This is a genomic window from Profundicola chukchiensis (genome assembly GCF_029664245.1).
Taxonomy (GTDB): domain Bacteria; phylum Bacteroidota; class Bacteroidia; order Flavobacteriales; family Weeksellaceae; genus Profundicola; species Profundicola chukchiensis.
On the sequence record NZ_JANAIE010000002.1, the window covers coordinates 1 to 22924 of the forward strand.

Below are 22924 nucleotides of genomic sequence, written 5' to 3' on the forward strand. Positions count from 1 at the left end.
GTCGTGCGTCTTTCGCGTGAAGGATGGACAGGGCTTGGTCTTCTGCTGGACTTAGCGTGACTTACTTGTGGGTGTTATTTAATGACGTATTGGTTTTTCCTACTACTAAGTTGGTCTAGGCCAGCAGAAGACGGAACCCCGAAACAGCCTGATCTTGTTGCCTACCTCCCCTTATGTTTGATTAGAAAACCTACTTGCCCATCCGTGATGCTTCTTTAATTAATGACGCTGGCCAGCAACAAGGACACGCCCAAATAAAATAAGGAGAGCTAATGCTCCCCCTTCTTTATATTAATATATGTATTAGAATTACTTGGTCAGTTTTCCGTCTTGATAAATTCGCTTGTATAATTTGGCGAATCTTGTAGAAACTGCGATTAGGTCTTTTAACTCCATCAATACTGTGAAGTATAAGGAAGTGTTTTTGAACCCATACTTCTTATCCATAATTCCTTCGATCTGTTGAGAAGTTGCCAACTCAATTTCTAGCAGAAGGTTTTTCTTTCTAATATATAACTCCTGAACATTGGCATCTGTGAAGTCTCCGTTACGAATGATGTCTTTTAAGAAGACCAAGTAATCGGATAATAAGTCTTTAACAGAAGCAATGTGTGTACACTGTTCGCGCGTAAGAGGCTTGTGGTTATTTTTAACATGGACCGTAGCCGACTCAACGATTAGTGACAAACTCTGAAGAATATCTTGCATTAAGTCGTAGGTTAATACATATAAATGCGCAGATGTGGTTTCGTCTGATTTGTTCTTCTTAATAATCTTGAACAATCCATTTTTAACCATGGCGTATTCATTATTAAGATGATCTAATTTTTCGTTTGCATCTGTAAGTGCACGTTTGTTCTCTTTCACTACACCAATATAAGTAAGCTCTAAGGTACGTTTGATATCACCGATAGCTTCATCAACACTTGCTGACAACAAGGATAATGTTTCGTTTACATCCTTGTAGTTGATTGAAGTTTTAGTTGCTGTTAAAGCTTCTTTCTCCAATTTACTTGTATGGTGTCTAGAAGTCTTGAAGATCATAAATCCAGCAGCTCCTACTAAAGCAAGAATTCCGTAGATTCCTCCGTAGTACATAATGGCCGCGAAAATAGCAGCAACTGTTGATGCGATAATTGCGGTCAAGAACCATCCCACAACAACATTCATAACTCCAGCAATTCTATACACTGCACTTTCTCTACCCCATGCTCTATCTGAAAGCGACGTACCCATTGCTACCATAAAAGATACATAAGTAGTAGATAAAGGTAGTTTAAGGTCGGTTGCGATAGCAATTAAAATAGATGCCGTTACTAAGTTAACCGATGCGCGCACTAAATCGAAATGAGCTGCAGCACCTTCATTCTCGGTAATATCTACTGGAGCAAATCTTTCATCTAACTTCTTAGCAATTGGTTTGGGCATAACCTTTCCAATGCTTTTATTAAGCGTAGCAGTTGCATCAACAATAAGTCTTGCAGCTAAGTTTGGTTTAAATCTTTCATCGATTTCTGCTTGAGCACCAAGTTTAACCTCTGTCTCGGTAACACTACGTGCTTTTTTAGAAAACCATAAAGTTAATGTCATGATAGCACCTGCCAACATTAACATAAAGTAAGGTGTCTCGACTTTACCAGCTAGTCCATCCATTAACATTTCAGTTGGAGCTAATCCAGAGCCACTCCATAGTTCAAAAGACTGCCATGCTGCAATAGGAACTCCAATAAAGTTCACCAAGTCGTTTCCTGCGAATGCCATTGCAAGCGAGAATGTACCAAAAAGAACCACCAATTTAAGTGGATTGATGTTTTTCTTTTGCAAGAAGAACATTACTATACTCGAAATGATGAAACTGATTAAAATAAATACTGGAATATGGGTTGATACCCAATTATAGAAGACAGCGAATTTAGCTTGGAAAAAATTCATTTGTCCAATTTCTACGTCTTTTACAACAGACCCCATTCCTTTAAAGATTAAGAAATATAGAATTGCTGCGAAGGCCAATCCACTGAAGATAGACCCAAAATATTTCATTTTATCATTATATCTAAATGAGAAGAAGAATCTAGAAATAAACTGAACTACAGCACCAATAGTAAAGGCGATTACAACGGAGAGCAGGATTCCCGAGACAATACCCCCGGCTTTTTCCCAGTTCATAAATCCGATTATACCTTTATCGGGTTGATCTAAGTTGAATAGATAATTCATTGGTAGATCGCCATTTAGGGTCTTGATGACCGACAATGCAAAGGACGCACCTAGGATTTCGAATACAATGGAGACCGTTGTACTGGTAGGCATTCCAAAGGTATTGAAGAGATCGAGGAGAATAATATCCGTGATCATAACCGCGAGGAATAGGATCATGATTTCATTGAAATAGAAGTGTTGGGGGTTGAATATCCCTTTCCGGGCTACTTCCATCATTCCTCCTGATGTCATTGCTCCCAACATAATACCTACCGAGGCAATTATCATGATGGTTCGCCATTTGGCTACGTTAGAACCAATTGCTGAGTTCAAGAAGTTTACAGCGTCATTACTAACACCGACCACCAAATCAAAAACAGCGAGTAAGAAAAGTAAACCTACTATGAAAACATATAAACTCTCCATATATTATTTTAAGTTTTGTGAATGGGCAAAAATATGAGTTTAAATTACCACCAATGTTAAATTTACGTTTCCTTTTGGAAAATATCCCAACTTTATTGAAAAAAGAAGATGTTTTTTAAGATATATCAGTTCGGATTGAATTTAAGTAACTCTAAAAAAGACACTTATCAAGTTTATAATTTGAAAGAAGAGATTGCTTACCTCCACTATTTCATTTGTTCGAGCTTTTAAAAATAGATTCTATATCATTAAAATTTACTATTAAACTGTATATTTGGATTTAGAACAAAATAAGAATATATGAAAGCTTACGTTTTTCCTGGTCAAGGATCACAATTCCCAGGAATGGGGAAAGAATTATACGAAAAAAGCGCTGTTGTAAGAGGCTTATTCGATCAAGCGAACCAAATATTAGGTTTTGATATTAAGAAAATCATGTTTGAGGGTACTGCTGAAGATTTAAAACAAACTAATGTTACTCAGCCAGCAGTATTTTTACATTCAGTTTCTTTGGCGCAGATGATTGAAACATTCGAGCCTAAAGCAGTTGCGGGACATTCTTTGGGTGAGTTTTCTGCTTTGGTGGCGGCTAATGCTTTGTCTTTTGAAGATGGAATGCAATTAGTTGCTAAACGTGCTGAAGCTATGCAAGAAGCTTGTGAGTTGCAACCCTCAACGATGGCGGCTATTTTAGGATTAGAAGATAGTATTGTAGAAGAAGTTTGTGCTTCTGTAGATGGTGTTGTAGTACCTGCGAATTATAATTGCCCGGGTCAGTTGGTGATTTCTGGTGAAGTAGAAGCTGTAGAGAAAGCTTGTGAATTATTAAAAGAAAAAGGTGCTAAACGAGCATTGATTCTACCTGTTGGAGGTGCGTTTCACTCGCCAATGATGGAACCTGCAAGAGAAAAACTTGAAAAAGCTATTGAACAGGTTAAGTTCCACAAGCCTATTTGTCCTATTTTTCAAAATGTAACGGCAAGTGCGGTAAGCGATCCAAATGAAATTAAGAAGAATTTAAATATTCAACTTACGGCTCCTGTTAGATGGACACAAACTATTCAAAATATGTGGGCTGAAGGTTTAACGAGTTATTTAGAAGTTGGACCAGGTAGAACCTTACAAGGTTTGATTAAGAAAATTGAAAGAGAAGCTCAAGTTTCAGGCGTATTATAATGCAGGAATACTTTGCGAACGGTAAATTATTGCTTTCCGGAGAATATGTAGTATTGGATGGAGCTTTAGCCATTGGACTTCCGACTAAATTAGGTCAGAGGATGAAGGTTGAAGAATCCGAGCAAGATAAAACACATATTCTGTGGAAAGCATACTTGAATGATGATTCATTGTGGTTTGAGGCAGAATTAAACGATGAATTAGATGTCATTTCATCTAGTGATTCGATTTTAGGAAATAATATTTCTAATATTCTGAAGGCTGTTGAGTCATTAAAACCTGAAGTTTTTAAAAATAAAAGAATAGAATTCACCACTCAGTTGGAATTTCCGAAGGATTGGGGTTTAGGCTCTAGTTCGACATTAATTTCTCTTTTGTCTAAATATGCAGACATTGATGCTTTCAAACTATTAGAAAAGACATTTGGAGGAAGTGGATATGATATCAGTTGTGCGATGTTTCCAAAACCACAATCCTATCAACTCACTAAAAAAGACAGAAAAGTTGGTTTGATTCAACTTGATGAAAGCATAACCCAACATATCTACTTTGTTTATTTAAATGAAAAACAGAATAGCCGCGAAGGGATTGAAAGATATCGTGAGTTTGGGAAGGATAAAGATTTGATAAAAGCCATAACTGATTTAAGCTTACAAATTAAATCGTGTAAAAGTCTAGAGGAATTTGAAGACATATTATATGTACACGAATATATGATTTCGGGGCATTTAGAGATGGATACGGTGAAGGAAAGCTTATTTCCAGATTATAAAAATGGTATGATTAAGAGTTTAGGAGCTTGGGGAGGTGATTTTGTTTTAGTTACCAGTCATAACCATGACATGAGTTACTTTGAACGGAAAGGCTACTCAACAATACTCTCCTACGCGGAATTAATTGTAGATTAAAGGAAATAAAAAAAGACAAGAAATATTTAAACTTCTTGTCTTTTTTTGTTTTAATAAAGGATTGTTTTTAATCCTCTAAGTGAAATAATTCTTTCAGTTTTGAAACTAAATCTAGTTTTTCCCAAGTGAATAACTCAACTTCTTTTGTTATTTCTTCGCCATTATAAGCTTCAAAAGTTTTAGTTATAACTTGTGGAACTCTACCCATGTGACCATAAGCAGCAGTTTCTTCATAGATTGGGTTTCTTAACTTTAAGTTCTTTTCGATGGCATATGGTCTATAATCAAGATTATTGATTAAGATCTCTGAAATTCTAGCATCTGACATTTGAACTTTTGATGTACCATAGGTATCTACCATCATGCTCATAGGCTCCGCAACACCAATTGCATATGAAATTTGAACTAAAGCTTCATCGCAAATACCAGCGGCTACCATGTTTTTAGCTAAATGGCGCATTGCATAAGCTGCAGATCTATCTACTTTAGATGGATCTTTACCACTAAAGGCACCACCACCATGAGCTCCTTTACCACCATAAGTATCTACGATAATCTTTCTACCAGTTAATCCACTATCACCATGTGGTCCACCGATAACGAATTTACCTGTTGGATTAACATGATAGATAATATCTGGATGGAATAAGTCTTTAACTTTTTGAGAAACCTTTTGGAATACACGAGGGATAATAAATTGAATAATATCTCTCTTGATTCTCTCCTGCATAGCTTCTTCTCCACCAAACTCATCATGTTGTGTAGAAACTACGATTGTGTGAATTTTGATTGGCTTATGTTCATCATCATACTCTAAAGTTACCTGAGCTTTTGAATCAGGGCGAAGATAAGTCATCTCGTCACCTGTTTTTCTAACCTCAGCTAATTCCTGAAGAATCATATGGGAAAGATCTAAAGCCAATGGCATATAGTTTTCGGTTTCGTTTACCGCATAACCAAACATCATCCCTTGGTCTCCTGCTCCTTGATCTTCTGGATTTTCTTTGTCAACACCTTGTCTAATCTCATTAGACTGTTCGTGGATCGCTGACAGGATACCACAAGAATCATAAGAAAACTTCATTGAGCTGTCTGTGTATCCGATACGTTGAATAACTTTTCTCGTTACTTTTTGTAAGTCGATATAAGTTTGTGAGTTCACTTCGCCAGCCAAAACCACTTGTCCTGTGGTTACCATAGTTTCACAAGCAACTTTACTATCGGCATCAAAGGCCAAAAAGTTGTCTAAGATTGCGTCTGAAATCTGATCTGCTATTTTGTCTGGATGTCCTTCTGAAACAGATTCAGAAGTAAATAAATAAGGCATAATATTGTTCTTTAATTATATTATATCTTACATCAGAAAATTCTTGGGAAGCAATAGAAAAAAACGTTTTAGCATTTTTTAGAGAGGTTGCAACCCGGGTAAATTTGTCCTCTGTAATTTTGAACAGCAAATATACAAACAGTTTTTCGATATAAAATGCAAAACAGCTGTCTTAATATATAATTTAATCCTATTGGAAAACATTATTAATTGATAATATAATTACAAAAATCCGCTTCAATTTGATTAATGAATTCGCGTTTGGAATAGAACTTGTTTATTCAAATAACAATCAAAAAATTAGAGTTATGAAGAAAGTATATTTAATGTTAGTAATAATGCTGGTCGCGGCATGTTCTACTAACCCAATTACGGGTAAAAGCCCGCTTATATTGGTAAGTAATGCCGAGATTTTCCCGATGGCGTTTCAACAATATCAGCAAGTTTTAAAAGAGGAAAAACTTTCAACGAATCGACAACAAACTCAAATGTTGAAAGAGGTTGGGAATAATATTAAAGGAACCGTAGAAAGGTTTTTGGCTTCTCAAGATCAATCACATTTTTTAAATGGTTATCAATGGGAGTTTAACTTAATTGAAAGTGATCAATTAAATGCATGGTGTATGCCAGGTGGTAAAGTTGCTTTTTACACTGGAATTATGCCAGTTTGTAAAGACGAAAACGGTGTTGCAGTGGTAATGGGACACGAGATTACTCACGCTATTGCAGAGCATAGTGCGCAAAGAATGACACAAGCTATGTTGGCACAAGGTTTACAAGTTGCGGGTAATATAGCTTTAAACGATAGCAAATATCAAAATGTATTTAATCAGTTATATCCAATGGGAGCAACTGTAGGTATTTTAGCTTATTCTAGAAGTGCCGAATTAGAAGCAGATAAAATTGGTTTACAATTGATGGCTATGTCTGGGTATGATCCTAGAGAAGCTCCAAAGTTCTGGAATAGAATGCAATCTGTTGCTAAAGCAAAAGGTAGCCAAGCTCCACCAGAGTTCTTATCTACTCACCCAGATCCAGGTAGAAGGATTGCACAACTAGAGAGAGAAATTCCTAACGTGTTACCATTATACTATCAAGCTATTGGTAAAACAAAATAATTTCATAACTATAAATTTAAAAAGTGCCTTAATATTTAAGGCACTTTTTTTTATGGATTCAATTTAGTTTGAATAAATTTGTCGCATGGCAAAAAATAAACTTAGTCGTTTTGAGGAAAACAAAAGTTTTTCTCACTTAATTCAACCAGAGCGTAGCGAGATGCTAGATGGTTTTGAGCTTAGAGGTAAATGGAATCAAGAATTCTTTAAAAACAACAACCCTATTATTTTAGAGTTAGGTTGTGGAAAAGGAGAATATACCATTGGCTTGGGCGAGAAATTTCCAAAAACCAATTTTATTGGTGTAGATATTAAAGGTGCTAGACTTTGGCGTGGAGCAAAAACGGTTGAGGAGAGAAAAATGAAAAACACAGGCTTCCTTAGAACACAAATCGAACTGATTGATTTGGCCTTTGCTCCAGGAGAAGTAAGTGAAATTTGGATTACCTTTCCAGATCCTCAGATTAAGTTTAGGAGAAAAAAACATAGACTTACGCATCCGGACTTTTTAGCGAGATATAAAAAAATCTTAAAGCCAGGTGGATTTATTCATCTTAAAACAGATAGTGAGTTCTTGCATGGTTACACATGTGGAATTGTAGAGATGAATGATTATAAAGTCGAAATATCTAATCATGACATATATAATAGGTCAACTCATGACTTGCCTGATTATCTTTTCGATATTCAAACGCATTACGAGAAATTATTCTTGAATGAAGGCAAGAAGATTACCTACATTAAATTTCAATTAGATTAGAAAGGATAATTAATTCCGAATTGCAATTGTGGTCTCAATAACTTGATGTTGTTGAACCATCTATCTCCATCTGGGTAAGCCGGATCGTGTATTTTGTAGGCAAAATCTAAACGTGCTACAACGAAGGTTAAATCAAACCTAACACCAAGTCCGGACCCAACTCCCATTTGTTTAAGGAAGCTATCAAATCTAAATTGCGTCTTTTGATTATCGCTATTCAAACTCCAAATATTACCAGCATCTACAAAGAAAGCTCCGTTAATCATACCATAAATTGGAAAACGATATTCTGCATTTAAAGTGATTTTCATTTGGTCGATATAGGTTCCGTCGTCATTTGGTCTCAACGGTGACGGCGACAACTCATAGGCTTGCCATGCTCTAACGTCATTAGATCCACCTCCAAAATAAGATTTACTAAATGGAAGAACTTCTAAGTTTCCATAAGGAATGGCAACTCCAGTAAAACTTCTAAGTGCTAGTTGTGTTTTTGAACTTAAGTCAATCGTTTTTCTTACATCTAAATCAAAACGCACAAATTCTGAATAAGGAACTCCTCCCAAAACAGATCTAGTATCGCCAAAGAAACCTTCTTCTTGATTGAATCCAATCGTTTCATCGATTAACCTCATCAATGCACCCGCAACTTCTATTTTACTACTAATAAACCAAGGATGTTTTTTATCCTGTTTTGTAGTTTCATTATAGGTATAAGAGTGAGCAAAAGACTGTATTAAAACATCCTGAATAATACTGTTCTTTCTAAAAATAACATTTCGGAAATCAGTGAAGTCGTCAAAATTATAATTATTTACTGGTAGATTACTTACAAAGTCCTCATCACCATAAATTAACAGTTCTAACTCATTAGCGGTGATTTCCCCATTTTCGTATAAAGCTTGATAAAATGGTTTAAAATTAAAATAAGCATCAAAGGCTTGATTTTTAATCTCGTTATCTACCGTAAAGATTTTATAATACTTATCCTTTTCAGTGTTTTTAATGTATTGGAAATTTATCAACTCAAAATTATGATTGTTCATACCTGGTGTCCAAGTATAATCCATAACTGACGAATAATTTCTACTTCCTAAACCAATATTTTTCTGCCCAGATAAACCTAAGCTAATCGCCGATTTTGGGTTCCATTCTTTAGGAACTAAACCTTCTGTATTAAAAGGTAACACCCATCTTGGGAAGTTTAATTTTGTTTCGAATGAAAGTTCGTAGGCATTGAATAGCTCATTTTGAGCTTCAGAGGTGTTAACTGTTCCAACAGTTCCTCTTAAATTAAACTCTAAATTCTCTCCTCCTTTAAAAACATTTCTAGTTAATAATCTAAGTCCCGGTGAAATACCAAAACTTAAAAACTGAGAATACATTCCTTCAAAAGACAATTCTAGATCGTATTTAGGTTTAGGTCTAAGGATAATACTCGTGGTTAATAAACTATCTAAAGGATTATCTAAATTTCTCTCTACTTTCAGTGAAGTTAAAGAGAAGTTTTCTCTATCTAAAATAAGCTGACGCGTCCGCATAACATCATCAAAACGATACATGTCATTTGATTTTAAAGTAATCGCATCTGTATAAACTCGCGGTTTAAGTCTAAATTCATGGAAATTATAAAGATTATATCCTCGGTGTTCCCGCTCGAAGTTTTTCTTAGATTCTTCATCTTTATAATCTACGTAAACATTAATATCCCCAAAATAATATTGAGTAAAATCTTTAATCGTATCATTTTCTGGTTTGGCAATCTTTAAAGTTGCCGCCAATTGTTTGTCGTTGGTTGAATCAATTTTAAATATCAACTCGTTTCCAAATTCATTAAATTGGAAATATCCATTGTTTTTAAAAATCTTAACCAAACGATCACGCTCTTTTTCAAAATTTCTTACATCAAATCTTTCATTGAGAATAATCTTGTTATCCTCCATGTTTTGGGCATAAAGGCTCTCTAATTTAGTATCCGTAATAACTTGATTATAATCCACCAACTTAGAAGGCTCTTTCACCTCAACATTATAAGTAACACGTGCTTTTTGTGCTGCAGAATCTACATCAAAAGTCGGGTTAACTTGAGCATCAAAATAACCTCTTTCAAAGTAAAACTCTTCTAATTCATGCGCTGACTTCTGTGAATTTACTGTATCTAAAGTTATAGGCTTAGCTCCTGCTCTATAAATTAGCCTCGTCAACCACTTACTATCTCCTACATTTTCTTCTAGACCATAGTGCATAAATAAACTATCAAGCAACTTCTGGTTTCTATCTAAATTCGAATAAGTATAATAATCCATGAAGACTGAATCATACTTAGCCGGTACGCGATTATAAGCCCAATCTTTCATAGGCAATAATCCAAACAAACGTTTATTAGGTTTTTGACTCACATAATCCTCTAATTCATCAGAAAATGGAGACTCATCTACAAATTCGTAATCGTTTGATTTTAAGTACAATTCACCTGCAGGAATTTTTTTCGTAACATCACAAGCTGTGATGAGAAAGGAAATTCCAATTAAGAATAATATCTTTGAAAAAGTCTTCTTCATAAATTTAACTGCGTAACAAATATATGCTAACAAAAGCAACTCTCAAACTAGTCAAGCGATTGCAACAAAAAAAATACCGAAAAAAATTGGGTTTATTTGTTGTGGAAGGTAGAAAGTCAACCGATGAATTTCTTGCCAGTGATTTTAAATTAATTCATCTTTTTGTAAGCACGGATTACAAGGAAATGTATCCACAGGCAGATATAGCTAGCAGTGCAGAGTTTAAGCAGATGAGTAATTTGCGAACACCCCCTGAAATTTTGGCAGTTTTTGAGCAGAAATCATATGATTTACCTACGCAGATTAATAAGAGTTATTTTGCCTTAGATAATGTACAAGATCCAGGAAATTTAGGAACAATTATTAGAATCGCCGATTGGTTTGGGATGGAGCATGTTTTCTGTAACTTAGATACCGTAGAAGTTTATAATCCAAAAGTTGTTCAAGCCTGTATGGGATCGCTGGGGAGAATTCAAGTTCATTATGTAGATTTTGAAACTTATTTTAAAGAACTAGATTGTGAGATTTATGGAACCTTTATGGAAGGTGATAGTATTTATTCAACAGAACTCACTAAACCAGGCCTAATTGTTATGGGAAATGAATCCAACGGAATCTCAGCACAAATCGAAGATCTTTGTACGCAGAAGATTAGTATTCCACAAGAAACAAATCGTCCAACCGAAAGCCTGAACGTAGCTGTAGCCTCGGCGATGATTTCAAGTGAAATTTTCAGACAAAAACTGACTAGTTAAAATTATATTCTAAGCCTAGAGAAAAGACTTGGTTATACAAGGTAAAAGCATCGCGATCTCTTTGATCTAAAGAATTTAAACCTTGTGCAAATCTAAATTTAGCTGTAATTTTTTCATTAAAACTATACCCCGCACCTGCCAAAAGCGAGAAATCCCAACGAGCTACATCCTCTAGCCTATCTTCTAACATAAAGGTTTCTCCATTGAGAACTACTTTACCTTTAATCGTAATAAACTTACCTAAATTATAACCTAACTGCGGTCCTAATTCTAAGTGGAACTTATCAAAGACTTCATATTGCAACATCAGAGGAAGTAAAACATAAGGTAAATCGATATCACTACCTGCTGTTACTGGAACACCTTCCCAACGTTTAATATCAATGCGCGCACCTTGATAAGAAAACAATAATTCTGGTTGAACGCTTAATTTATCGCTAAGTTCATGATGATAAAATCCACCGACATAAAATCCAATTCTTGATTTTACATCAGTTTCTCTGCCATCGTCATCTTTGGTTGATTCACCTGAGAGATTCGATGAATTAGCACCAAGCTTAATCCCAAAATAGGAATCTTTGATTTGGCTCTCTTGTGCGTTGGTTAAATTAAAAAAAGTAAAAGTTAAACTAAGAAGTAAAAGTCTTTTAAAATTCATTCTCTAAAATTAAAATTTATACGAAACACCAAATGCTAACACACGATTTTTTAAATCTCTTTGATTCTCATCGCGGTCATCCACGGTTAATAATCCATGGGTGTATCTAGTATAAACACTCCAGTCTTGAATAAATTCGTAACCGGCACCAATGTTTAAACCAACATCTATACTTCTAGCATTTTTTAATCTATTATTTACTAAATTCTCAACTGTTTCGTCATTGATTCTTTCACCGTCTATATAAGTCTTAAGATTTATTTTCGGTAAATAATTCAATTGAGGTCCTACCTCTAAATGAAGTTTTTCCATCGGTTTGTATTGATACATAATAGGTATCAAAATATAAGGCATTCGAACTTTTCCAGTTGGCTTGATAGCTTGTCCAGCATAAGATAATTCATATTCAATATCTCCACCTTGTAAGGATCCCAATAGTTCAAATTGGACAGATGATTTATTACTTAGTGCATAATTAGCCCATGCCCCACCATGAAAACCAACAAATCCATTCGATTCTTTCACATAATCAAGGTCTAAGTAAGAACCGCTTAAATTGGCAAGATTTATGCCTGCTTTTAAACCAAAATTCCAAGGGCTAACTTGTTCAGCTTCTTGAATGACTACCATTTCAGTAGATTGTGCAGAAATTAAACTCGTGTAAATTAAAGCAAGTAAGATTGTTAATTTTTTCATAGAAATCTATTTGATACAATTTTATAAATTATAATTGATAATTTAAGTGCATTATGAAATTAAATCATTTTAAATATCCGTTTGTTGAAAAATTTCCAGGCGACGAAAGCTGGAATCCGATGCAACGACAAACACCAGGTGTATTGTATGCTTTGGTGCACCCTATTGGTTTCCCTAAGGCAGATCTGATAGCGAGCAATGATGAGTTATTAGAAAATTTAGGTTTTAAACTTCCACTTTCAAAGGAAGATATAGGTTTATTGAATTCCAATGTAGACGAGGATTTCTTGACTTATGCTACGGCTTATGCAGGACATCAATTTGGAAATTGGGCCGGACAGTTAGGAGATGGTCGGGCGATATATTTTGGGGAACTAAAAGATAAAGACAACAAAGTTTGGGAACTTCAGTGGAAAGGCGCTGGAGCTACGCCTTATTCTCGTCACGCTGATGGTAGAGCTGTTTTGCGATCTAGCATCCGTGAATATTTGATGAGCGAAGCTATGTTTCATTTAAACATACCCACCACACGAGCATTGAGTCTTTCGCTGTCAGGGGAAAAAGTAATGCGTGATATTTTATATAATGGAAATGCAGCTTATGAGCCTGGCGCCGTTATGGTTCGTGCCGCAGAGAGTTTTCTTCGTTTTGGACATTTTGAGTTGTTATCTGCGCGAGACAATATTGAAGAACTTAAAAATTTAGTCGATTGGAGTATTGAGCGTTATTTTCCTGAAATTAAGTCAGAAGGAAAGGAAAAATACATTGAATTCTTTAATGAAGTTAAAAACCTTAGCATCAAAATGATTGTTGAGTGGTATCGTGTGGGCTTTGTTCATGGAGTAATGAATACTGACAATATGTCGATTTTAGGATTAAGCATCGATTATGGACCTTATGCAATGCTAGAAGAATATGATTTAAAATTCACTTCTAATACCACCGATTTACCCGGAAGAAGATATGCTTTTGGTCAACAAGCCAATTTTGCATTATGGAATTTGAGCGCGTTTGGTAATGCTTTGTATCCACTTATTGAGGATATAGAGCCATTACAAGAGGTCTTAGAATCTTTTGAAGATCAATTCTGGAAGGCCTTTGATACAATGATGGGAGAAAAATTAGGTTTAGATAAGTTAAGAGAAACCGACAAAGTGTTCTTGCATTCTTGGCAAAAATTAATGATTGATTTAAAGCCAGATTATACTTTATTCTTTGTTGAATTAATGAAGCTTTATAATGAGGAAAGCGAACTTCATGCGAAAAAATTCTGCTATGAAGAGATTTCACAAGAACAACAAGAGCGCTTAGAGGATTTTGTTGAATTATATAAAATGCGAATTGCGTCTAATGAAATCAGCAAAGCCGAAAGTTTAGAGAAAATGCAGCGTTCAAACCCACAGTTTATTCTTAGGAATTACCAATTGTTTGAAGCGATTGAGGCAGCTGAACAAGGTGATTATGCTATGTTTAATAAACTAAACGAAGCACTCAAAACACCTTACGAAAATCGTTTTCCTGAGCTTCAAGCAAAAAGACCAAGTTGGGCAGATAATCAACCAGGTTGTAGTATGTTGAGTTGTAGCTCTTAATTAAATCGAAAGTATAAATTAGATTGAAGATTCGAGAAAGCTAATTTTTTAATTTAAGCTTTCCCATTTTATGCTTTAACTTCAAACCAGCGAGCATAACATAATACAGGAATGGATTCTTTGGTTTATGATACTTCTCGATGAAGATTTCCATAGCACCGTAAAAGTTTTTCAAATATTTTTCATCTTTTACGGTGCTTTCTCCTTTAAAATGGGTGATATATACTTCGCCTAAATAATAATTTTGATATCCTAAATTGAGTAAGCTATAGCTTATATCGATGTCTTCGCCATACATAAAATATTGTTCATCGAAACCGCCAACTTCCTCATAAACTTGTTTTTTCATAAACATACATGCTCCCGATAAAATCTCAACTTTTCCGTTCTCATTGGGCTGTAGAGTTTCATTGTAATATCTCTTCCCTACTCCATTGAACCAGGAAAACAACTTAGAAAAAGAAGCATATGGTGAGGGAATATTTCGTTTACTTTCTGGCAAAAAATCTCCATTACCATCTAGCATTCGAACTCCAATTGCGCCTAAATTCTCCACCGAATCTGCATAACTAAATAAAGTTGGAAAGAAATCTTGATAAACAATTGTGTCCGGATTTAAAATTAAAACCCATTCACCTTTCGCAAGACTTACCGCTCTATTATTAGCTCTACCAAATCCAAGATTTTCTGGATTTAAGATAAACTGCATCGAAGGATAATCCTCTGCTATATTTTCTATTTCACGATCGGGTGAGTTATTATCGAAAACAATCACTTCTGAATCTTCTGGTAAATGTTTTTGGAGCGAATCCAAACATTTCACCAAAAAGTCCATCGCATTGTAACTAACGATAATGACGGATAGTTTCATTTAATTAGATAAAGATGCAGCGTAAGGAACTCTGCGTTGAATAGACTGAACCAAGGTCACCTCATCTGTATATTCTAATTCATCTCCAATCCCGATTCCTCTAGCAATTGTTGTAAGTGTAATTTCGGTGTCTTTTAGGACTTTATACAAGTAAAACATAGTGGTATCACCTTCCATAGTGCTACTTAGCGCTAAAATAATCTCTTTAGCATCTGCCCCACGTTTTACCAAAGAATCTATTTTTAATTGCTGTGGACCAATACCATCCATGGGAGAAATTTTCCCTCCCAAAACATGGTAAACACCTTTGTACTGACTGGTATTTTCGATGGCCATAACATCTCGAATATCCTCTACCACACAAATCAAATCATGATTGCGCATTGGGTTACTACAAACATCACAAAGCTCACTATCACAAATCGCATGACACTTTTTACAATATTTAATATCATTCACCAAACTCACCAAAGACTTGGCAAGATTTTCCGTTTGAGAAGTTGGTTTTTTGAGCATTTGCAAAGCCAAACGCAAAGCTGTACGCTTTCCAATTCCCGGAAGTTGTGAGATTTCGTCAACGGCTTTTTCTAAAATTCTGCTAGGATATTGCATAATACGCAAAGATAAAGAATGTTTGTATTTCTATTGCAAAATTAAATTTGAACCACTCCAGAGATATATTAAACTTTTTAGCTGAATCTAGAACCGATAATATTTTTATATTTGAATCTAATTCAATTTTATGTTAACACCCACCTCCATTGCATTACTAATTGCAGGATATTTTTGTGTTTTATTAATCATTGCATATTTAACCGGTCGAAAATCAGACAAAGCTTCCTTCTTCACTGGGAATAATCAATCTCCTTGGTTGGTTGTTTCTTATGGGATGATTGGTGCTGCCTTATCTGCAGTAACTTTTGTTTCTATTCCAGGGAGTGTTCAAACCAAAGGATTCTTTGCTGCACAATTTTTCGTCGGGAATATGGTGGGATATCTCTTCATTACTTTTGTATTGATTCCGCTCTATTATAAACTCAAACTCGTCTCTATTTATTCCTATTTAGAGAATCGCTTTGGATGGTTTTCCTATAAAACTGGATCCTTTTTCTTCTTAGTTTCTCAGTCATTTGGAGCAGGTCTAAGGATGTTATTGGCCATTAAAATCTTACAAGTTTTATTTGATTTAGATAATTCCCATATGTGGTGGTTGGCTGTGTTGTTTTTAGTCTTAATCTTTCTATACACCTTTAAAGCTGGTATCAAAACCATTGTTTGGACAGATTTATTACAAACCACCTTTTTGTTATTAGCTGCTTTATCCATCGTTTGGATAATCTTCTCTAAAATGCAACTTGGATTTGGGGAAATTGTAGATTTAGGAACCGAGAAAGGCTATTGGAAATGGTATGACGGCGATGTAAAATCAGGCACCTATTTTTGGAAACAATTCATCTCTGGTATCTTAATCGCCATGGCCATGATGGGATTAGATCAGAATATGATGCAAAAAAGTTTGACTTGTAAAAACGTTAGAGAAGCTCAGAAAAACACTTTTGTATTTAGTTTTTCGGTTGGTATTGCCCAGATTCTATTCTTATTCTTAGGAATGATGTTATTCCTTTTTGCAGATGTAAATGGCATCGAACTTCCTACCAAAACATTTGAGCAAAACGGAGAAATGGTTACAGCTATTGCCACCGATAAAGTTCTACCGTATTTAACCTTAAATCATTTTGGAATCTTTGCATCTATTATGTTTGTCTTAGGAACAGCCGCAGCTGCATTTTCTAGTGTAGATTCAGCGCTAACTGCTCTTACTACCTCGTTTTGTTATGATTTCTTAGGAATTGAAAAAAGGAAAAATCCTACTCAATTAAAAACTATTACCCACATTGGATTTAGTTTGGTGATGCTTTTAATCATTTTGGCCTTCCAAAACTCGGGAGATAATGTCTTTGATTTAATCTTTGGATTAGCCGGATACACCTATTCTCCTCTACTGGGCTTGTTCTTATTGGGGATTTTCACCAAAGTAAAATTAAACGATTGGAGTGTTCCAATTGCTTGTTTAGCCACACCTGTAATTGCGTATTTTATGAATAATTACCTCAATGCAACCTATGGATTTAATATTGGTTTCTTGACTATATTTACAGGAGCTGTTATTACAATTATACTCTTATTGTTATTTAAATTTATACCCTTTAAAGTCGAAAAATAATGCGAAAATTAGCTGTATTAGGAGCAGGAAACATGGGAATTGCTTTAATTGAAGGTCTATTAAAAAGCGATTTCATAAAAGCAGAAAACATCTATGCCACTAGAAATAGATTAGACAGATTATCCTCTTTAAAGGATGTAGGCGTAAATGTTTCAAATGATAATAGGAAAGCCGTTCAAGATTCAAACTTCATTATTATCGCGGTTAAACCTCATTTAGTTTCTTCTATTTTAAATGAAATAAAGCAAGATTTAACTGAAGCATACACGCTAATTTCGATAGCAACAGGTGTTACTTTAAATGAAATATCTGATATTATTGGAGCCGATGTCAAAACCTACCGAGCAATGCCTAACACGGCTTCTAGCGTGGGTGAAGGAATGACTTGTATTTCAACCTTAGATGAAAACTCAGATAATAAACAGAAGGTTAAAAATATTTTCGACCAATTTGGAGAAAGTATTTATATTGAAGAGAAAATGATGGATGCCGCTACCGTTATTGGTGCTTGTGGAATTGCATATTCATTAAGATTTATGAGAGCTATGATGCAAGGAGCTATTGAAATTGGTTTCGATTCTCGTACAGCTTCAAAAATCGTAAGTCAGATGGTGAAAGGCTCTGCAGAAATTCTAATCAAGAGTGGAAATCATCCAGAAGAAGAAATTGACAAGGTTACAACACCCATGGGTTGCACTATCACTGGTTTAAACGAGATGGAACATCAAGGTTTTAGCTCTTCATTAATTAAAGGTATTGTTGCTTCTCACATAAAAATAAACAAATGAAAAAAATTCAATTAATATGGGAATTTAGAGGTCCCGACGCCGAGAAAACCGCTGAACATCATGCGATTCACCTCAATGAATATGTGGATAAACAAGATTATCCATTGAAGCAAGTAGGTTCAGAAGCCATTAATGATTCCTATGCCGTAGCTACGATGGTAATTATGGAAAAAGATATGTTGGAGTTCAGAGATAGTTTAAAGCCTCAACGTGCTATTTATTGGGAAGAATAAAGATTTAATTTCTTCTACTACAAGCTAATCAACACTTGAATTTTTGACATAAAAAAGGCCACAAAATGTGACCTTTCTATATTTTAAAAACTTAATTCAAGTTATTCTTTTGGTAAGAAAACCTCTGCCATCATACATCTTACACTTCCTCCACCTAAAGTTTCGATTGTTGGAATTGCAGGTGCAAGAATTTTATCAAATTTCTCAATCTGCGCAATTTGATCATCGGTTAATGAGTCATAAGCTGATTTAGACATAGCCAAGAAAGTTTCTTTACCATTATTTACCTGAAGCATATTTCCAGCAAACTGGTGCATTTGGTCCTCGGTAATTTTCACGATTTCCTTTCCGCTTCCTTTAATAGTGTCTATCACCATTTTACGCTCGCTTTTACTGTCAATCGTATCTAAGCAAATAACAACATATTTATCAGCAACACACATCATAACGTTGGTATGATAAATTGCTAATCGCTCTCCATTTACAGTTTGGTTAGCTGTAAAAATAATCGGTGTGTACTCAAAGTCTTCACAAAATTCGATTACTAAACCTTCGTCAGATCTATCCGATAGACAAACATAAGCCAAACGGTTTTCTCTATCTAGAATAAGACTTCCTGTTCCTTCTAAAAAGATTTCCTCCTCTTCTGCCGATGAATAATCAACGATTGTAGAAATCTCGAAACCATTTTTCTCTAATTCCTCTAAAATATCTTCTCTACGCTCGGTACGTCTGTTTTCAGCATACATAGGATACAAACCAACAGTCGCATCATCATGCATAGAAATCCAGTTATTCGGGAAAATAGAATCTGGCGTATGTGGATTTAAAGTATCTTTAATGGTGATAACATTGATTCCATTATCACGCAACAATTTAACCATGTCATTGAATTCCGCCAATGCTTTCGCTTGAATTTCTTCTTGGCTTTCAGATGGTTTTTGTTGAAAATAATTATTCGTAGCCGTTTCAGCATTAAAATAAAATGCAACAGGCTCAATCATCAAAATTGTATCAGTACTTTGTTTCATTTTGCAAAAATAGCTTATTTAGTTCAAATCATAATATTTTCCAGGTAAAGGTGAAATTAAATTCTTTAACTCCAAATCCAATAAAATCGGCATTAGCTGATAGGTAGGCATTCTCATGTCCAAAGCAATCTTATCAATATGCAGTTTCCCATTCTTTTTTAGCAAATCATATAGCATTTGTTCAGGCTGACTTAAGGAAATAAAAAGCTCTTTTTGAACAACTTTTTCTGTCTTTCGAGGCGAAATATTCAAATAATTCAAAACATCCGAGGCTTCTGTCAATAAAAAAGCTTTATGATTTTTAATTAAATGATGACAACCTACAGCTGTGGCATCATTCGGTCTGCCAGAAAGTGCAAAAACATCTCTATTATAATTATTTGCATGCGTGGCCGTACTCATGGCGCCTCCAGCAATAGGAGATTCTATGATAATCGTGGCTTCACACAGACCAGCAATGATGCGATTTCTTCTCAAGAAATTTTCAGGTTCTGGCGCATGAAAAGTTGAAAATTCTGAAAATAAACCACCATTATCCATCATTTTTAGGCCAATTCTTTCATTGGTTTTCGGGAAAACCTGGTTGACACCATGGGCTAAAACACCAATGGTAGGTAGTCCATTTTCAATGGCGGCTTTATGCGCTTCTGCATCTACACCCAAAGCTAAACCACTCACAATAGTGATGGGTTGATTCTTAAATCCTGCTACCAATTCATGGATAAAATCCTTCCCGCGCGAAGTCATTTTTCGAGTTCCAACAATAGAAACATATTTCCCTTGATTCAAGTCAACATTTCCACGCTTAAAAGTAATAAAAGGTGCATCCACACACTCCTTTAGCAATTTAGAATAATCGTTCTCGAATTTACTAATAATTTGAATATCATGTTTTTCACAGAAAGAAATCTCATTTGCGGCTAAATCCCAAATTTTCTTAGAACCAATTTGATTTGCTATTTCTGGCGTTAAACCTTTAATCGAATTCTTTTCCTTTGCGCTCAAATTCCAAACCTCACTGGCCGTTCCATACATCACCAACAAGTCCTGAACTGATTTAGTTCCGAGTTTTTGAACATAAGTCAGGGCCATTAAAGCCTGTTTTTCTTGCACTTGCATATTCAAATATAATTTATTTTGGGCGATTTTTGATTTTAAAATCTACTAGACCTTAGCATCCCGATTAAACCATAAATTTCATCCTTCTAAAATTAGTTTAAATTAAGGATAAAATCAAAACTAGGCTATTGCGGAGTTCCGTATTGTTGTGCCACACGTCTTCGTTTTTTAGTTTTACAAATCAACATTTCTATACGTCTTTCTTCCCATCAAAAGCACAACAACACCAAGTCCTCCATATCCTTATCGCGGGCTTCGCTCCTATTTTTTCAACAACTAAAATTAAACTCTACTTAATTCACTGAAATTATGTATATTAAACCATAATATTTGTTACTTATATGTTAATATCTATTTTCAGAAGAATTTTGAACTAGATATAAATTACCTATTTTTGTTATTATGAACATGGAGAATACTATCAAGAGTTTACTGTACCGTTATGATTGTGTAATCGTACCCGATTTCGGTGGTTTTGTCGCCAAGAGAAAAAGCGCCATTTTCCATCCGATTGACTACAAATTTGATCCACCAAAGAAAATGGTTGGATTTAATAGTGATTTGGTTCACACCGATGGATTATTAGCCAATGAATTCGCTAAACACAATGATTTATCTTATCAAGAAGCTATAGAGCAAATTGAGAAAGAAGTATCTAATTGGAAAGCGACTTTAGATAACAATCAAGCGCTAACAATTCCTGACTTAGGAACTTTCACTAGTAAAAACAATGTGATAGAGTTTGAACCTTCAGAAAATCAAAACTTTGCATTAGAAAGCTTTGGTTTGTCTTCATTGAGAGGTAAGTATATCTTGAGAGAAGAAAAAGAAGTGGCAACTCCTAAGAAAGCCAACGCATGGGTTTCTTATGCTGCTGCCATTGGGTTTGCCTTTTTAGTGGGTGGATCTAGTTTCTTTGCTAACCAAAATCTTGTTCAAAATCAGTTAAGTAGCGTTTTACCATTATTAAATGCTAACGCCATAGTAGATACTCCAAATGAAACTCCTGTAGCTCCAATCATTGATGTGAACAACATCGACAATAATGATGTGGTATCTATAACTCCAGTTGAAGAAACAATCAACACAACAACATCAATAGAAGCTGACGGAACTGTAGAAATCTCAGCTATTGCTGAAGAACCTACTGTGGATGACGTAACTACGACTGAATTTATTCCGACTGATATCGATTTATCAGTTAAGAAATATCAAGTTATTGGTGGTTCGTTCAAAATCTATTCTCGTGCGATGGAGCATCAAGCAAAATTGAAGCGTCAGGGATATGACAGAGCTATCATCATTGGGAAAGTAGGTAATTACTTTATGGTTGCTTATGACACATTTAATGATGCCACCGAAGCGGCCAATTTCAAGAGAGAATTAGAACGAAAAGGAAAAGACGTATTTATGCGTCCATAAAATGGCTTGGAATTCTACACTAAAGAATCCAAACTAATTCAATAAAATTTAAGACCTTTGCAAACTCAAAATGCAAAGGTTTTTTTATGGACAAGTACAAGACTCCCAACGATACACTTACGATAATGACTAATATCGTATTACCAAGTGAGACCAATTATTTAGAAAATATGTTTGGTGGTGAATTGCTATCAAGAATGGACAAGGCTTGTTCTATTTCAGCTAGACGACATGCTGAGACTCATAGAGTTGTTACTGCTTCTGTGAACCAAGTTAGCTTTATTCATCCAATTCCTGTGGGAAGTATTGTGAAAATTGAAGCTAAAGTTTCTAGAGCTTTTAATTCATCTATGGAAATTATTTCTGATGTATGGTTAGAAGATCCAACCACAGGAGAAACGATTAAAACCAATCAAGGTATTTATACTTTTGTGGCGGTTAACGAAGAAAACAAACCGATTCCAGTACCTCCGATTATTCCGCAGTCTGTAGAAGAGCATGAGAGATATGATGCTGCATTAAGAAGAAAACAATTGAGTTTGGTAGTAGCAAGACGTATGTCTCCAGATGATGCTACAGAGTTAAAAGCATTGTTTTATCCTGATTTAGAGGAGTAAACTACCTCCTTTTATTCTTAAAAAACTCCTGAATTAAATTAGAAGATTCTTCCGCCATAATTCCGTAGGAAACTTCGGTTTGTGGATGTAAAGGTGTGTTGAATTTTCTATATCCACGATGTAAATCTTCAGCACCGAAAACAATTCTGTCTATTTGTGACCAATATAAAGCACCTGCACACATATTACATGGCTCTAAGGTCACATAAAGTGTACAATTCTTAAGGTATTTACCACCTAAAAAGTCTGCAGCAGCAGTAATGGCTTGAAGTTCAGCATGAGCTGTAACATCGGTTAGTGTTTCGGTTAAATTATGTGCTCGTGCTATAATTCGGTTATTAGAAACAATGACCGCCCCCACTGGGATTTCATCTTCCTCATATGCATTCATAGCCTCTTGAAAAGCCATGCGCATAAAATATTCGTCTGAGTAAATATCTTTCATG

The 22924-nt window shown here is 35.1% G+C and carries 21 protein-coding genes; 11 read left to right on the top strand and 10 right to left on the bottom strand.

Translation table 11 applies throughout. The features are described 5' to 3' along the window. Positions 1-309: 309 nt before the first annotated feature. Positions 310-2625, bottom strand: a complete 2316-nt coding sequence (locus tag NLM59_RS02270; protein WP_304416120.1) for an inorganic phosphate transporter — start codon at positions 2623-2625, stop codon at positions 310-312. 300 nt (positions 2626-2925) lie between these two features. Between NLM59_RS02270 and fabD the strand changes: the two genes are divergently transcribed. Then, a complete protein-coding gene (gene fabD, locus NLM59_RS02275; RefSeq protein ID WP_304416121.1) occupies positions 2926-3801 on the top strand; it encodes an ACP S-malonyltransferase in 876 nt (291 codons plus the stop codon). Then, positions 3801-4709 (top strand): GYDIA family GHMP kinase, encoded by a 909-nt coding sequence (locus NLM59_RS02280; RefSeq protein WP_304416122.1) that lies wholly within the window; start codon positions 3801-3803, stop codon positions 4707-4709. Before fabD ends, NLM59_RS02280 begins: the two co-directional genes overlap by 1 nt. Before the next feature lie 67 nt (positions 4710-4776). Here the strand turns inward: NLM59_RS02280 and metK are convergent, their stop codons facing one another. Next, complete coding sequence (gene metK / locus NLM59_RS02285; protein WP_304416123.1) at positions 4777-6036, bottom strand: methionine adenosyltransferase; 1260 nt, start codon at positions 6034-6036, stop codon at positions 4777-4779. Positions 6037-6344: 308 nt separating this feature from the next. Here metK and NLM59_RS02290 point away from each other — a divergent pair, with 308 nt between their 5' ends. Both NLM59_RS02290 and trmB read left to right on the top strand, forming a co-directional pair. Beyond that, entirely contained in the window at positions 6345-7154 is an 810-nt protein-coding gene (locus NLM59_RS02290; RefSeq protein WP_304416124.1) for a M48 family metallopeptidase, read from the top strand. A gap of 85 nt (positions 7155-7239) precedes the next feature. Then, positions 7240-7914 (top strand): tRNA (guanosine(46)-N7)-methyltransferase TrmB, encoded by a 675-nt coding sequence (gene trmB / locus NLM59_RS02295; protein WP_304416125.1) that lies wholly within the window; start codon positions 7240-7242, stop codon positions 7912-7914. Here trmB and tamL read toward each other — a convergent pair. Continuing rightward, positions 7911-10472 (bottom strand): translocation and assembly module lipoprotein TamL, encoded by a 2562-nt coding sequence (tamL, locus tag NLM59_RS02300; RefSeq protein ID WP_304416126.1) that lies wholly within the window; start codon positions 10470-10472, stop codon positions 7911-7913. The two genes, trmB and tamL, sit on opposite strands and share 4 nt — an antisense overlap. A gap of 23 nt (positions 10473-10495) precedes the next feature. Between tamL and NLM59_RS02305 the strand changes: the two genes are divergently transcribed. Then, a complete protein-coding gene (locus NLM59_RS02305) occupies positions 10496-11227 on the top strand; it encodes a TrmH family RNA methyltransferase (protein ID WP_407986203.1) in 732 nt (243 codons plus the stop codon). On the opposite strand, the gene NLM59_RS02310 is transcribed toward NLM59_RS02305, so the two are convergent. Together NLM59_RS02310 and NLM59_RS02315 are read right to left on the bottom strand one after the other, a co-directional pair. Beyond that, positions 11220-11885 (bottom strand): porin family protein, encoded by a 666-nt coding sequence (locus NLM59_RS02310; protein ID WP_304416128.1) that lies wholly within the window; start codon positions 11883-11885, stop codon positions 11220-11222. The genes NLM59_RS02305 and NLM59_RS02310 overlap by 8 nt on opposite strands. A 9-nt stretch (positions 11886-11894) precedes the next feature. Then, entirely contained in the window at positions 11895-12581 is a 687-nt protein-coding gene (locus tag NLM59_RS02315; RefSeq protein ID WP_304416129.1) for a porin family protein, read from the bottom strand. A 53-nt stretch (positions 12582-12634) separates the two neighbouring features. Between NLM59_RS02315 and NLM59_RS02320 the strand changes: the two genes are divergently transcribed. Next, positions 12635-14173: a protein adenylyltransferase SelO gene (locus NLM59_RS02320; protein WP_304416130.1), complete on the top strand. Its 1539-nt coding sequence runs from the start codon at positions 12635-12637 to the stop codon at positions 14171-14173. 40 nt (positions 14174-14213) lie between these two features. Here NLM59_RS02320 and NLM59_RS02325 read toward each other — a convergent pair whose 3' ends face one another. Further along, entirely contained in the window at positions 14214-15044 is an 831-nt protein-coding gene (locus tag NLM59_RS02325; RefSeq protein ID WP_304416131.1) for a glycosyltransferase family 2 protein, read from the bottom strand. Beyond that, positions 15045-15656, bottom strand: a complete 612-nt coding sequence (gene recR, locus NLM59_RS02330; protein ID WP_304416132.1) for a recombination mediator RecR — start codon at positions 15654-15656, stop codon at positions 15045-15047. A gap of 130 nt (positions 15657-15786) precedes the next feature. On the opposite strand from recR, the gene NLM59_RS02335 reads away from it, so the two are divergent. From NLM59_RS02335 to NLM59_RS02345, 3 genes are read left to right on the top strand one after another with little or no spacing between them, the layout of a single operon-like run. After that, a complete protein-coding gene (locus NLM59_RS02335) occupies positions 15787-17268 on the top strand; it encodes a sodium:solute symporter (RefSeq protein ID WP_304416133.1) in 1482 nt (493 codons plus the stop codon). Then, complete coding sequence (gene proC, locus NLM59_RS02340; protein ID WP_304416134.1) at positions 17268-18056, top strand: pyrroline-5-carboxylate reductase; 789 nt, start codon at positions 17268-17270, stop codon at positions 18054-18056. The genes NLM59_RS02335 and proC overlap by 1 nt, the downstream gene beginning before the upstream one ends. Then, the gene (locus NLM59_RS02345; protein WP_304416135.1) at positions 18053-18289 is read left to right on the top strand and encodes a hypothetical protein; all 237 of its coding nucleotides are present in this window, start codon (positions 18053-18055) and stop codon (positions 18287-18289) included. Before proC ends, NLM59_RS02345 begins: the two co-directional genes overlap by 4 nt. Before the next feature lie 101 nt (positions 18290-18390). Here the strand turns inward: NLM59_RS02345 and ctlX are convergent, their stop codons facing one another. After that, the gene (gene ctlX / locus NLM59_RS02350; protein WP_304416136.1) at positions 18391-19320 is read right to left on the bottom strand and encodes a citrulline utilization hydrolase CtlX; all 930 of its coding nucleotides are present in this window, start codon (positions 19318-19320) and stop codon (positions 18391-18393) included. Positions 19321-19338: 18 nt separating this feature from the next. After that, entirely contained in the window at positions 19339-20439 is a 1101-nt protein-coding gene (dprA, locus tag NLM59_RS02355; RefSeq protein WP_304416137.1) for a DNA-processing protein DprA, read from the bottom strand. Positions 20440-20841: 402 nt separating this feature from the next. Here dprA and NLM59_RS02360 point away from each other — a divergent pair, with 402 nt between their 5' ends. Then, positions 20842-21861 carry an HU domain-containing protein gene (locus tag NLM59_RS02360; protein WP_304416138.1) on the top strand — a complete coding sequence of 340 codons (1020 nt, stop codon included), beginning with the start codon at positions 20842-20844 and terminating at the stop codon, positions 21859-21861. A gap of 86 nt (positions 21862-21947) precedes the next feature. Then, a complete protein-coding gene (locus tag NLM59_RS02365; RefSeq protein WP_304416139.1) occupies positions 21948-22478 on the top strand; it encodes an acyl-CoA thioesterase in 531 nt (176 codons plus the stop codon). A 1-nt stretch (position 22479) separates the two neighbouring features. Here NLM59_RS02365 and NLM59_RS02370 read toward each other — a convergent pair whose 3' ends face one another. Next, positions 22480-22923, bottom strand: a complete 444-nt coding sequence (locus NLM59_RS02370; protein WP_304416140.1) for a nucleoside deaminase — start codon at positions 22921-22923, stop codon at positions 22480-22482. Between the last annotated feature and the right edge of the window lies 1 nt (position 22924).

Coding starts and splice junctions, on each gene's coding strand:
- NLM59_RS02270 (WP_304416120.1), bottom strand. CDS start 2,625: ATGGAGAGTTTATATGTTTTCATAGTAGGTTTACTTTTCTTACTCGCT.
- fabD (WP_304416121.1), top strand. CDS start 2,926: ATGAAAGCTTACGTTTTTCCTGGTCAAGGATCACAATTCCCAGGAATG.
- NLM59_RS02280 (WP_304416122.1), top strand. CDS start 3,801: ATGCAGGAATACTTTGCGAACGGTAAATTATTGCTTTCCGGAGAATAT.
- metK (WP_304416123.1), bottom strand. CDS start 6,036: ATGCCTTATTTATTTACTTCTGAATCTGTTTCAGAAGGACATCCAGAC.
- NLM59_RS02290 (WP_304416124.1), top strand. CDS start 6,345: ATGAAGAAAGTATATTTAATGTTAGTAATAATGCTGGTCGCGGCATGT.
- trmB (WP_304416125.1), top strand. CDS start 7,240: ATGGCAAAAAATAAACTTAGTCGTTTTGAGGAAAACAAAAGTTTTTCT.
- tamL (WP_304416126.1), bottom strand. CDS start 10,472: ATGAAGAAGACTTTTTCAAAGATATTATTCTTAATTGGAATTTCCTTT.
- NLM59_RS02305 (WP_407986203.1), top strand. CDS start 10,496: ATGCTAACAAAAGCAACTCTCAAACTAGTCAAGCGATTGCAACAAAAA.
- NLM59_RS02310 (WP_304416128.1), bottom strand. CDS start 11,885: ATGAATTTTAAAAGACTTTTACTTCTTAGTTTAACTTTTACTTTTTTT.
- NLM59_RS02315 (WP_304416129.1), bottom strand. CDS start 12,581: ATGAAAAAATTAACAATCTTACTTGCTTTAATTTACACGAGTTTAATT.
- NLM59_RS02320 (WP_304416130.1), top strand. CDS start 12,635: ATGAAATTAAATCATTTTAAATATCCGTTTGTTGAAAAATTTCCAGGC.
- NLM59_RS02325 (WP_304416131.1), bottom strand. CDS start 15,044: ATGAAACTATCCGTCATTATCGTTAGTTACAATGCGATGGACTTTTTG.
- recR (WP_304416132.1), bottom strand. CDS start 15,656: ATGCAATATCCTAGCAGAATTTTAGAAAAAGCCGTTGACGAAATCTCA.
- NLM59_RS02335 (WP_304416133.1), top strand. CDS start 15,787: ATGTTAACACCCACCTCCATTGCATTACTAATTGCAGGATATTTTTGT.
- proC (WP_304416134.1), top strand. CDS start 17,268: ATGCGAAAATTAGCTGTATTAGGAGCAGGAAACATGGGAATTGCTTTA.
- NLM59_RS02345 (WP_304416135.1), top strand. CDS start 18,053: ATGAAAAAAATTCAATTAATATGGGAATTTAGAGGTCCCGACGCCGAG.
- ctlX (WP_304416136.1), bottom strand. CDS start 19,320: ATGAAACAAAGTACTGATACAATTTTGATGATTGAGCCTGTTGCATTT.
- dprA (WP_304416137.1), bottom strand. CDS start 20,439: ATGCAAGTGCAAGAAAAACAGGCTTTAATGGCCCTGACTTATGTTCAA.
- NLM59_RS02360 (WP_304416138.1), top strand. CDS start 20,842: ATGAACATGGAGAATACTATCAAGAGTTTACTGTACCGTTATGATTGT.
- NLM59_RS02365 (WP_304416139.1), top strand. CDS start 21,948: ATGGACAAGTACAAGACTCCCAACGATACACTTACGATAATGACTAAT.
- NLM59_RS02370 (WP_304416140.1), bottom strand. CDS start 22,923: ATGAAAGATATTTACTCAGACGAATATTTTATGCGCATGGCTTTTCAA.